Annotated in this window: 12 protein-coding genes; 5 read left to right on the top strand and 7 right to left on the bottom strand. The window is 26.7% G+C overall.

The genetic code is table 11. The features are described from left to right. Positions 1-85: 85 nt before the first annotated feature. From PG913_RS06400 to PG913_RS06430, 7 genes are all read right to left on the bottom strand, one after another. Positions 86-2,560 carry a TonB-dependent receptor domain-containing protein gene (locus PG913_RS06400; RefSeq protein WP_271229992.1) on the bottom strand — a complete coding sequence of 825 codons (2,475 nt, stop codon included), beginning with the start codon at positions 2,558-2,560 and terminating at the stop codon, positions 86-88. Further along, entirely contained in the window at positions 2,535-3,902 is a 1,368-nt protein-coding gene (locus tag PG913_RS06405; RefSeq protein WP_271229993.1) for an HTTM domain-containing protein, read from the bottom strand. Before PG913_RS06405 ends, PG913_RS06400 begins: the two co-directional genes overlap by 26 nt. Next, a complete protein-coding gene (locus PG913_RS06410) occupies positions 3,895-4,992 on the bottom strand; it encodes an imelysin family protein (protein WP_271229994.1) in 1,098 nt (365 codons plus the stop codon). The genes PG913_RS06405 and PG913_RS06410 overlap by 8 nt, the downstream gene beginning before the upstream one ends. A 98-nt stretch (positions 4,993-5,090) precedes the next feature. Further along, positions 5,091-6,260, bottom strand: a complete 1,170-nt coding sequence (locus tag PG913_RS06415) for a DUF4856 domain-containing protein (RefSeq protein ID WP_271229995.1) — start codon at positions 6,258-6,260, stop codon at positions 5,091-5,093. A 128-nt stretch (positions 6,261-6,388) separates the two neighbouring features. Continuing rightward, positions 6,389-7,942, bottom strand: a complete 1,554-nt coding sequence (locus PG913_RS06420) for a bifunctional metallophosphatase/5'-nucleotidase (RefSeq protein WP_271229996.1) — start codon at positions 7,940-7,942, stop codon at positions 6,389-6,391. 33 nt (positions 7,943-7,975) lie between these two features. Then, on the bottom strand, positions 7,976-8,794 hold the full coding sequence (locus PG913_RS06425) for a hypothetical protein (protein WP_271229997.1): 819 nt from the start codon (positions 8,792-8,794) through the stop codon (positions 7,976-7,978). A gap of 1 nt (position 8,795) precedes the next feature. Beyond that, a complete protein-coding gene (locus tag PG913_RS06430) occupies positions 8,796-9,656 on the bottom strand; it encodes a beta/alpha barrel domain-containing protein (RefSeq protein ID WP_271232144.1) in 861 nt (286 codons plus the stop codon). A 154-nt stretch (positions 9,657-9,810) separates the two neighbouring features. Between PG913_RS06430 and PG913_RS06435 the strand changes: the two genes are divergently transcribed. Genes PG913_RS06435 through PG913_RS06455 form a run of 5 tightly spaced genes read left to right on the top strand, consistent with a single transcriptional unit; the run spans position 9,811 to position 12,728 of the window. After that, positions 9,811-10,386 carry an RNA polymerase sigma factor gene (locus PG913_RS06435; RefSeq protein WP_271229998.1) on the top strand — a complete coding sequence of 192 codons (576 nt, stop codon included), beginning with the start codon at positions 9,811-9,813 and terminating at the stop codon, positions 10,384-10,386. Further along, positions 10,376-10,510: a hypothetical protein gene (locus tag PG913_RS06440; RefSeq protein ID WP_271229999.1), complete on the top strand. Its 135-nt coding sequence runs from the start codon at positions 10,376-10,378 to the stop codon at positions 10,508-10,510. Before PG913_RS06435 ends, PG913_RS06440 begins: the two co-directional genes overlap by 11 nt. After that, on the top strand, positions 10,507-10,905 hold the full coding sequence (locus tag PG913_RS06445) for a hypothetical protein (RefSeq protein ID WP_271230000.1): 399 nt from the start codon (positions 10,507-10,509) through the stop codon (positions 10,903-10,905). The genes PG913_RS06440 and PG913_RS06445 overlap by 4 nt, the downstream gene beginning before the upstream one ends. Further along, positions 10,889-11,962 (top strand): hypothetical protein, encoded by a 1,074-nt coding sequence (locus PG913_RS06450; RefSeq protein ID WP_271230001.1) that lies wholly within the window; start codon positions 10,889-10,891, stop codon positions 11,960-11,962. Before PG913_RS06445 ends, PG913_RS06450 begins: the two co-directional genes overlap by 17 nt. A 43-nt stretch (positions 11,963-12,005) precedes the next feature. Next, complete coding sequence (locus PG913_RS06455) at positions 12,006-12,728, top strand: head GIN domain-containing protein (RefSeq protein WP_271230002.1); 723 nt, start codon at positions 12,006-12,008, stop codon at positions 12,726-12,728. Positions 12,729-12,765 lie beyond the last annotated feature (37 nt).

A 12,765-nucleotide genomic window follows, 5' to 3' on the forward strand; every position in this document is an offset into this window, starting at 1 on the left:
ATTAAAGTTATTATTATATTTTTCATATTGAATATTAATTAAAAGTAAACAAATGTAGTTATTTAGATTGATTCAACATAAAATACTATAATTTAAATTCTAAAGTTAAGTAATAACTTCTTGGAGAAGCTGGTAAAATACCTGGTCCTGGATATCCTGTTGCTCTACGAGTAAAATAATTTTGATTTAACAAATTATTTATTCCTGTTTCTATTTTCCATTTTTTATATGAATAAGAAAAAGATGCATCTACAATTGAATAAGCAGGAATTGGACCAACAGTTCCTTCTCTATTACTACCTTCTTCATCAATTCCACTATTTGTTGCATCTGTAAATTGTTCCGATAAATGAGTAAATTGTAAACTTCCTAAGAAATTTTTATATCCAAATTTAGTACCTGATTTTAGGTTTATAAAAGGAATAAATTCTACTTCTTTTCCTTTTACATTTTTATAAACAGATTCGGTATATTCTGATTTAGTTAAGGCTAAATTATTAAAAACACTTAATGAATAATTAGTATCTAAATTAAGAGCTGTTGCTAAATTCACATCAATTAAACTTTCAAATCCATAGATAAAAGCATTACCAATATTAGTACGTAATCTATCTCCTTTATGCTCTCCTTCATCTTCAATAACTAAACCTATTCTATTATTATAATAAAGTCCGTATCCGCTAATATCATAAGATATGATATTATTCCAACGCCCTCTAAAACCAACATCACCTGTAGCACCTTTTTCATCTTCAATAAATTCATCAACAACAAAACTAGGGCTAACTGTACGAATATCATTAAATGTTACCGATCTGTAATTTTGAGATACATTACCATACATTTCAAAAGAATTAGATGGTTTATAACTTGCACCAATACCTAATAAAGCAAAATTCCTTTCTTTTACTCGATTATCAGTAGCATCTTCAAAAGCTACAGCATCTCCTGCTCCATCTCTAATAATAGTTCTATATGCTCCATCACTTTCTGTTTTTATATACTCAAAACGAAAACCTGGCGTAATTGATATTTTATCGGTAACATTAAAAATATGTTCACCAAATACCGCTAAGTTTTTATTAGGAAAAACAAAATCAGAATTATGATAACTTTCAGATGGAACAAGCGTAAAATCAGCATCTACACCTCTAGTACCTTCTCCTTGTACTTCTGAATTTCTTGCTTGATAATATTTAACTCCTAGTAAATAAATGTTTTTTTGATTTCCGAGATTATATTCTGATAAAAAACGTGTTTCAACTCCCCAATTTTTAAAAGTACCTGATACTAAATCTCTAACATCATATTGATTATCAAATAATAATTCATCTTCTGCTGATATAGGATTTAAAGTAGGAAACTTATATTGACCTCTATAACCTACCGCTTTTCTTGATGCATCTAAACCGAAAAATTTAACACTTAATCTGCTTTTTTCATTAAAATCATGATCAAATTTTACAGCCCATAAATTCCAATTTACACGAAACCAATTTCTTGTACGATTACTTTGTGTAGGATATTCATTAAACATTGTATCGGTTAATCCTCCTGCTTGTTTTGCTAAATAATTTAAATAAGTAGCTTCAACAGTTAAGGTTGTTTTTTCTGATAATTTATGATTTACATGCCCATAAATATTGATAGAAGTAAATTCTGAATTAGGTCTAAATCCATCACCTTGTTTGTAATTAGCATATCCATAATATCCTGTTTTACCGATAGTACCACCTACGCTATTAAATGAATTTATTAATCCAAAAGATCCTGTAGATTGTCTTGTTACAAGTTCAAATTCTTTATTTTTATTTGGTTCATTTAATTTAAAATTAAGTAAACCACCAAATTGAGTTCCATATTGTAATGAAGCTGCACCACGTACAACTTGTATTTCTTTTAAAGCTTCAGCAGGAGGCGTATAATAACTTTCAGGATATCCTAAAACATCGGCACTAATATCGTATCCATTTTGACGCGTATTAAAGTTTGATGTTCTATTAGGATCTAAACCTCTACCACCAATATTTAATTGTAAACCAGCATCATCATTTTCATAAATATTCAATCCAACTACTTGACTATAAATTTGACGAGCATTATTTGCTGCTTTATTACTAATTGTTTCCCCTAATAAAACTACTTCTGATTTTTTACCTGCATAAATAGCAGTTCCTTCTACTTTTTTTAATCTTTTTAAGGCAAAAACTTTACGTTGTCTTTGATTAATTACAACTTCAGATAACTCTTCACCAATATAATCAAGCGTAATATTTAACTTTGAATCTGCCGTTAAATTAATCTTTTTTTCTACAATATTATAATTATAAGAAAAGAAAACAAGTTTTATGTTTCCTTTTGGCAAATCAGTTATTTTATAATTACCAGTAGCATTTGTTTTTATTAACACACCGCTATTAGCACTATATACTTCTACACTATTAATACCTTTTCCTTTTGAATTTAATACTTTTCCTGATACGGTATATTGTGCAAAAGTTACAGAAAAAGTAAGTATTGCTATTATAAGAATACTATAATCCTTTAATTTTAATTTCATGATTAAATGGTATAATCCAGTTTTTGTGCTTAAAACTTTCTTTTTGTTGATATAAATCTATTTTAGAATCTATAAATTTTGTACTTAATCTGCCATTTAATGTAACATAACTATCTACAAAAACTTGTGGATTCTTCATTCCTTTTTGTTTATAAGTATCACCTAAAAAATGTGCAAATTGTAGTATAAAATCTGACTGAAAACTCATTTGCTTTTCTTGAATAGCAGATAAATATTCTCTATTATTGATATAAAATTGCTGTTTGGTTTCTTTATCTACTATTTTAAACTCTGCAAATCCTGCTTTTTCTATTAGCATAACTCTCCAAGAAAAACGATATCCTTCTTCATTCCAAAATAATTCACCAGGATATAATAAATATCTGAAAGGAAATAAGATTTGAAAAACAAAGAAAAGAGCTAATACATTAAGTATTACTTGTTGTTTTTTCGCTTTAAAAAGAACTTTATTTTGATCAAAATAAGTTTTAGATATTTTAAAAAAAGATGCAAATATAGCTAATATTTTATGATGCACCTTTGCATCGAAAAATATAATTGTAGAAACAATCATTATATACGGAAACATACCTATTGAAAATAATATCCTTGTAAAAACATGAAATATTACAACGATTATAAAGGCATATAAACGAGTTCTTTTATAAAATAATAGAAAAGGAATTGTTAAATCGTAAATAGCTCCTGACCAACTCATGACAAAATGAAACCATGTTTTTGGCATAAAAACACCGACTAAAGGTAAATTATTCTGTATAGGAAGCCAAATATTTAATGGAGATGCTCTAAATAACCAATCTGAATTTAATTTTGCTAAACCTGCATAAAAATAAACAATCGCTAACATTAATTTTAAACAATCAATTGTCCAATTTGGTATTTTTTGATAACTTATTTTTTCATTCAATTTTGCATCTACTGAAAAATAAGCATTTGCTGGTAAAAAAAATAAGATAAAAGCGATTAAACTAACAAAGTAATAATGATTTAAATAATATGTTTTATCCATTAATTCTATATAAGAAAAACTTAGAAAAAACACTAAAACTGCGGTTTTATATTTATAACCAATAGTTATTAATATTGTTGAAATTGCACAAATTAAAAATATTATATAAGTGTAATTTCCTAGAGGCTTTATCCATTCAAAACCATAAAAAGAAAAAGCAAATTTAGGTTGAATATATAATTGATCAATCCAACCTTTATAAGTGAAACGCAGTAAACTTAAAAGCATCATAAAACCAAAAAAAATACGGAAAACAGCTAATGGAGCGGCTTCCGTATTTTTTTTTAAGTATTGTTGAATACCTTTAATCATTATCTGCATCCGTAGAATTATTTTTAATACTCAAAGCACTCATCATATCAGGCTTAAAACTTTTTAATAATGATTGTAAAGAATCATATGTATTTAAAAAAACTGTTTTATCTGACTCAATTTGACTTGCAAAATCATCATTTAACAATGTAACTTTATTATCTATATCATCAAATTTGGCATTGATTATATCAACTAAATCTTTACGTTTTAAAAACTCTAAATATTGTTGTAAGCTTTTACCTTCAACACCATTGTTTCCTATTCCTTTGAAAAAGTTTTTAGTAGCTAATAATGCTGTTGTAAAAAGCTCTTTAGAAATATTTCTATTATAATACCCTTCTACTTTTTCTGATTCAGCTTCACCTGTTCTAGCTCCTGAAGGTGTTGCTATTTTATTATCTCTTAACTCTTTTTCGAAAAAAGGAATAATGTAAAAATTCACTAATTTATCAACACTACTTACATCTGTATATCCGTCATTATCAATAAAAGTTTGTTTGTAACTTCCAGTCCAATCATCAGAAACCATTTTAGTTAAATCGGCAACTCTTTTAGTTATATCATTTAAATATGTTTTATATTTACTAGCATTAGTTGCTGATGTATAAAAAATAACTATTTCATTATCTGTACCTAAACCATTTAATAAATAATCTAAAGCAGGAAAACCTTGAACAGGATATAAGTTTGGTGATTCTAAATTATATGTACCAGATATAGCGTATGATGTTATTTTTTCAGTACTCGCTGGTATTGTATTCATACAATTTACCATATTTAAATCTTGTGCCTTTCCTACTTGAAACATAGACACTTTTTGCCAAGCGATGTATGCTTTTTTCCATGCATCTCTCGCTAAGTTTAAATTTTCTACTGAAGGCGTAGTTGTAAATGATTGCACAGTTGTATTTAACTGATTTGTTTTTGTATTGAAGTCAGTGTAACCAGGGATAATAATTTGTTCAGCCCAAAAAGTTAGCATTTCTTTTCTTTTAAAACTATCAGGGTTTGAAGGTGTGTTTCCACTGCCATCAGAACCACAACCAACCAAGATAAAAACAAAAGCGATATATATTAAATTTTTCATTATAAATTGTTTATTTCTTATTAATCTAAATAAGAACAAAAGTAAAAAAAATAGCTATATAAAACAGCTATTTTTTTCAATATTTTCCTTAATAACTACTATAAAGCTTCATCTGCTGTAAAACCATAATAACTAGCTAACTTAACAGCTAAAGATTGTAAATCTTCATCAGATACTGACCAAAGACCAAATTCACCTTCTTCTAGAGTAGTAATAGTACTATCCATCATTGCACCTATTTGTTTTCCATTAACATGTGCAAATTTCATTGCATGTGCAAAACCATAAGCTTCAGATAAGGCATGTAATGTACTAGCATCTTTTGTACCTTTTCCTTTTAGTAAATAATATACAGTTTTCACTGCTATAACTTTAGATAATTCAGCTCTTAAAATAACTGCTTGCTCTTGCATTACATCGTAGTTTTTAACAACGATTGCTTGTCTTCCTTTTTTAAAGGCGTTATTTACTTTATCAAAAATACCTTTAAAGTCTTCATCAGACTCAACAGTTTTTAAATACGAATTTAAAAAACCTTTTCTAGCATCAGTACTATTTACTGGATTCTTAGTATTATCTTCTAAACCAAAAACATAACCATAAGCTTCATCCCAAGCATGTTGTAACTTAGTATATTTAACACCTTCTTTATATGGTTTATTTGCATCATTATCTGCAGTTGCACCTGCTAAATAATCTTTCGATACATATTTATTTACAATTTGATCTAACATAATAGCACCAATCATAGTTTTAGCAACTGCCTGATTAGCTTCTAAACCATTTGCATTAACATATCTTTTTCCATCTAAGTTACCAGCAACTCCTTGTGAAGCATCTACTGCTTTTGCAGGAACAACTACCTCTGCGAACTCTTTAATCCAACCATCCATTTTAACACGTAACTCATCACTTTGTGGTGATGTTAATATTGAATTAGTACCTGAAGCAACAGTTACTCGCAATTTTTTACCTACTAATTCTTTATCAGAAAAACCAGTTCCATCAGCAAACATATTGTTTAATTTTGTCAATGCATCTGAAGTAGAAACATCTCCTGTAATAGCAAAACTACTTTTACCTAAGGCTGTTTTTAATTCATCTGCCATTTTTAAACGTGTTACTTGACCTGAAAAACTAACATTTTCAAAATCATAAGCAACAGGTGTTTCCACTGAATTTAAAACTTCAGGAGTATTTTTTTCATTTGAACAAGATGTGAATACTAAGGTTGATAAAACCAATGCTGAAAGAATAATTTTTCTCATTTTTATTAAGATTTATTTTAAATAACTATTTATTTTACGGTTGCAAATGTAAAATAGTTAATCAATTAAACAAAGTTTATTAAGACTTATTTTAAATAAAAGTAATAATTAATGAAAAAACACAAGAATTACTGCTTTTTAAGATAGCTAATTACTGCCTTTCTTATATCAAAAGTTAATTCGGAATTTTTGGGTTTGTAAACAGATAATACATTATTGTTTTTCTCATTCAACATAGGAATATCTAAACCTTTTAATAAATAATCAGAAAATGCTACTTTATAAATTTTATTTTCATCTATAACATTAGTACCAATAATCCATTTATCTTGTTTTTTACTAGCATTATAACGTTGTAAATAAGCTCCAGTACCTATTGCATTTTGCCCATATTCTAGAACTTCTTTCAATAAACCTCCCTTTATATCAACTTTTAAAACAGCACCTCCATAAGGTAAAACTCTAAAAATATCAATCACACTTATTTTTCCGAATAATCTATCATCAATACGAATAGACCCTCCATTTACTAGTGCACAATCAACAGTATCATCATAAGAAAAACTCATTGCTTTTGCTATAATTTCACCCATACTTGTTTGCTCACTTCTAATAGGTGTTTCTCTTGCTTCTAAAGGGATTTTAGTTTTATAGATAATTTCATATGGATTCGATACAATATCTTGAATTTTATTTTTTAAAATATTTTGCCATTTATCAACAATAACACCTACTTTTTTATCTTTAGGAATTTTATTATTAATTTCTTTTAACTCTGATTTTAATTGAATTTTTTTAGTTGCTGAATCATATTCAAATCGATGTATGTATACTGTTTTAGCATTCGCATCTGCTTTTGTAATAACTACATTACCTACTTTATCGTAACTATTAGTATGTTCATGCCCTCCCATTATTAAGTGAACATTTGGCAATAATTCTGCTACTTTTTTATCTTGTTCAATTGTTAAATGTGTTAAACCAATAACAACATCTACTTTATCTTTAATTTCTCTATATGCTCTTTTTATTTCTTCATAAACATCACCATAATAAACATAGCTTTTAGGATTTGAAGGAATACAAGCACTTATAAAACCTACTTTTAATATAGATCCATCAGGATTTAAGTATTCTTTAATATAAGAATCTTCTAAGTTTTCTTTTTTACCGTTAATTATCTTTTGGAAATAATAATGTTTACCTTCTTTATTATGTAATACATTTGATGAAATCCAGTCAAAATTACTTTCATTTAATCTTTCTTGTAAACTATTATAACTTAAGTCTAACTCATGATTACCAAATGCAACAAAATCAAAGTTCATTGCATTCATTACCTCAACCATTTGCTTACCTTTAACACGAGATCCGTCAACTTTCATGGTCCCAATTAAAGATGGGTTTAAAAAATCACCTGCCAAAACAAGCATTGTATTTTTATTTTCTTTTAATAAGTTTTGATGTACAGTTTCGACTCTCGCCATACCACCAAATTTACCTCCTTGAATAGGAGCTATTTCGTAAACATCATTTAGTTGAAGTATATTAAAATATGTTTTTTCTGCTTGTTTATTAAATTGATAAACAGCTTTTGATGAACTCTGTGTGTGTTTTTGTGAACTACAACCAATAATAAAAAAAATTATTATAGTTGCTAATAAAAATTTAACTTGTTTCATTGATTCTTTTTTTATAAATCAAATTTACAAATTCTAATGAAGATATTTACGTGTATTTTGTCTGATTGTTTTTCTATAAGCAACTAACTCAGGAAACTGGTAAAAAAAGTTCCTTTTTTTATGAGCAATAGTCTTTGGTTTTCTTATTCGTGGTCTTAAAACAAAGGCAGTCCAACTTTCAACAATATCTTCTTCAGGGCTTTCGGCGGCATAATCTGTTAAAAATTCAGAAGAATTATTTTCGTATAAATCAAATAACTTATCTACACAATTATCTTCTGTGTAACAATAATCTCGCTGAATTACATCCCACCTGCTTAATAATTTGCCTTTCCAAAATAAATTTACAAACCTATTGATGTAACTTTTTCTATAAGCTTCACCTTCATTAGTTAAATATAAGTCACCTTCGCCTTGTTCTCTTTTAGTCGTTGGTCTAATTTGAGTTTTATTTAAAGTTAATAAATGACCAAATTCATGTACCATCGTATAAATAGACTCATACAACCTTTTTTTATCCCTAGTTTTAAGGTTTACATCTCTAACATCTATTTCTAACTGCCATTTATCATTTCTAGAATTTAAAGATACTAAAGCACCAACTTTCTCATCTACTCCATCGGTCATTAAAACGATACGTTTAATATATTTCCTAGTCAATTCTTTAGGGAAAATCCTATAAAATTCTTTCCAATAATCATTTGCCAAATCATTTTTATTTGACTGATTCACAACTAAAACACCATCGGATATTTGCCAAACACCAATACGCTCATCAATTGACTCTTGACTAAAAATAATTTGACTAAGGGATACTAAAAATAATAAAAAAATACTGTTTTTAAACTTCATATTATATTTTAAAGAGCTCAAGAGCCTTATTATAAGCACTTTCAAAACTCATTGGTTTTAAATTTGTTTCAGCTTTTTGGACATTAAAATAGGATAATAATTTTTCCGTAGGCATATTACCTATTAACTCGTCTTTTGCCATTGGACAACCTCCATAACCTTTTATTGCTCCATCAAAACGTTTACATCCTGCTTTAAAAGCACTATCTACTTTTTCATGCCATTTTTCAGGCGTAGTATGTAAATGAGCACCAAACTCTATTTCAGGGTAACTAGGTATTAAATTTGAAAATATATAATTTATATCTTCAGGAGTTGAACTACCAACGGTATCGGATAAAGATAAAATTTTAACACCTAAATTAGATAATTTTTCTGTCCATTCTCCTACAATTTCTATATTCCACGGATCTCCATAAGGGTTTCCAAAACCCATTGACATATATGCCACAACTTCTTTATTACTTCTATTAGCAATAGATAATACTTCTTTTAAAGTATCTACCGATTGTTCAATTGTTTTATGTGTGTTACGCATTTGAAAATTCTCAGATATAGAAAAAGGATATCCTAAATAATCAATCTCTTCAAATTGAGCTGCATCATTTGCACCTCTAACATTCGCTACAATTGCTAATAATTTACTTCTTGTTTTTGATAAATCTAACTTTGATAAAACCTCAGCAGTATCCCTCATTTGAGGAATTGCTTTAGGTGATACAAAACTTCCAAAATCAATGGTATCAAAACCTACTTTTAATAAGGAATTGATATATTTTGCCTTTGCCTCAGTAGAAATAAAATGACTTTTTATTCCTTGCATCGCATCACGAGGACATTCTATAATTTTTATACTGTCAATCATTATGCCAAATATACATATTTTGATTCAGTTTATACGCCTTGTTCTCTTCCGATACTGTTATTAACATTCTTTTTTTATCATTTAAAATAAAAAATTACTTTTATCTAAATAAACTGTCACATTAAAAAAATAGTATTGTCTCTAATATAGAATGATAGCTTTAAATACTAAAAAAAAACATATCGATCAATTAATAGCATACTGTAAAAAAGGCAATCACTCTGCACAAATGCAAGTGTATAATAGTTATTATAAAGCTATGTATAATACGTCATATCGTATCTTAAAAGATGATTTTGAAGCTGAAGATATAATTCAAGAAGCTTTTTTAACTGCTTTTACAAAATTAAATACATTTAAAGGTGAGGTTAGTTTTGGTGCTTGGCTAAAAAGGATCGTAATTAATAAAAGTCTTACACAGCTAAAGAAAAACAATCGTTATGAAACAGTAAAAATGGAAGTTATTCCTAATTCTGAAATAGAAGAACCAGAAATAGATTATACATCTTTAGATGTAAAACAGGTTATGAATTGTTTACTTAAGTTAAAAGAAAATTACCGAATAATACTTACTTTAAATTTAATTGAAGGATATGATTATGAAGAAATATCTCAAATATTAAATTATACAAACGAAAATGTACGCACAACAATATCAAGAGCTAAAAAGAAATTAAAGCAAGAAATACTTACTAAAACAACAAAAAATCAAATATATGGAAGATAAATTACATCAATTTTTCGATGAAAATGATTTCGATATATTGGAACCTCACATTGGGCATTCAAATCGTTTTTCAGAAAAATTAAAAGAAGCTAAAAAAAGAAAAAAACCAATATACTGTGGATGAATATTGCAGCATCCATAACCTTAATCTTAGGCTTTTACTTAGGTAGTTATCAACAAAATAAAAGGTATAACTTAGCTAATGTATCACCAAAAATGGCAGAAACACAATACTTTTTTGTTTCAACAATAAATCAAGAATTAAAAGAAATTGAACAATATAGAAACATTGATACTGAAACTTTGATAGAAGATTCCTTTGAAAAAATTGAAGATTTAGAAAATCGCTACAATGGGCTAATAAATGATCTTTCTAAGAACGAAAATAAAAAACAAATAATTAGGCAAATGATTCTAAATTACCAACAGCGTTTAAAGGTTTTAGAAATACTTTTTACACAATTAGAAGTACATAATAATTCTAAAAAATTAAAAATAAAAGATGATGAAATTATATAAATTAATCGTGTTGTTATTTTTCATACCTAACATTTTAGTAGCAAATAATGATAAAAAATATGAAGAAACTAAAACAATTCATAAAAAGTTTTCTGTAAATAAAAATGCTACGCTATATGTTAGTAATAAATACGGAAATATACAAGTTAGCAGTTGGGATAAGAATCATATAGTAATTGAAGTTAAAATAATCGTAAAAGGAGATAATATAAATAGTATTAAAAACAAATTAAATGCGATTAATGTCCTATTTGAATCTTCAAAAAACTTAGTAAAAGCACGTACTAAAATTGAAAATTCAAAATTTAATTGGTCGTCATGGGGAAATAATAATATAAATTATAAAATAAATTATCACATAAAAATCCCTCTAACAAATAATGCCGATTTAAACAATAAATATGGTAATATCGAACTTGATCGTATAAAAGGGAAAGTAAATATTAATTGTGATTATGGTAATGTAGAAATTGATGAATTATTAAATGAGTATAATAATATTAACCTAGATTATTGTGAAAATTCTGAAATTAATTTCATTAAATCAGGTAATGTAAATATAGATTATTCTAAATTAACGATTAATAATTCTAAATCATTAATTGTTAACAATGATTACTCCACTGTAAAAATAGGAAAAATAGAAAACCTTAAACTTAATAGTGATTACGGAAGTTTATCTGCTAATAATATAACTCAATTTTCAAGTAATTCTGATTACACTAATATTAAAATTAAAACTTTAAAAAAGAACCTAATACTTAAATCAAATTATGGTACAATTAAAATTGAAAATCTAAAAAAAGATTTTGATAAAATTATAATTGATGGTAATTATACAAATATAAAACTAGGTACAAGTATCGAAAATAATTTCAATTTTAAAATAAATTTAACATATGCTAACCTTAGATATCCTAAAGAAAAAACAACAATTTTTAAAAGTATTGAAAAAAACTCCACAAAATATTACGAAGGTATTTTTGGTAATGAGACAAATTCAAACGTAAATATAAAGTCGAATTATGGAGGCGTTTCAATTAAATTAAATGAATAACTACATTTATCTCTAAAAAAATAATCTTATCAAATTTTAATCATTGAAAAAACATTTAATTACATTTATTATCGTTTTAGTATCAATTTCTAGTAATGCACAAAATTGGTGGGGTTCTAACAAAATTAAAGGTAATAGCATTACTAAAACTCGTACTATACCTTCTTTTGATAAAGTATATGTTAATGGTTCTTTTAACGTTAATTTAATTGATGGTAACAAAGGAACAATAACTCTAAAAGGAGAAGAAAATATACTTTCTTTTATAGAAACTTATGTAAAAAAAGGACTTTTAATTATTAAATTTAAAGAAAACACCAATATTAATACAATGAATAACTTAATTATTACAGTTCCTTTTCAATCAATTAAAAAAGCTTCTTTAAACGGTTCAGGTAATCTTAATATTAAAAAAACAATTAAATCAGATATTATCTCTTTTGATTTAAACGGTTCAGGTAATATTACTGCTCATGTAAATACAAATATTGTAAAAACTTCAATTAGTGGATCTGGAAACATTAATTTAACAGGTAGTACAAGTAGTTTTGAAAACTCTTTAGTTGGCTCAGGAAGCTTGAAAGCATATAATTTAAATACCCAATATTTAAAAGCAAATATTACAGGATCTGGAAGTATGAAAACTACAGTTAATAAAGAAATTACAGGTAAAATTACAGGATCTGGAAGTATTTGCTATAAAGGTTATCCTAAAAACATAAAAGTAAAATCAATTGGTTCTGGAGATATTGTTGATAAAAACTAATCAAAATAAACATAAAAAAAGCCCTGATAATTGTAAA

Source organism: Tenacibaculum pacificus (assembly GCF_027941775.1).
GTDB classification, from domain to species: Bacteria; Bacteroidota; Bacteroidia; order Flavobacteriales; family Flavobacteriaceae; genus Polaribacter; species Polaribacter pacificus_A.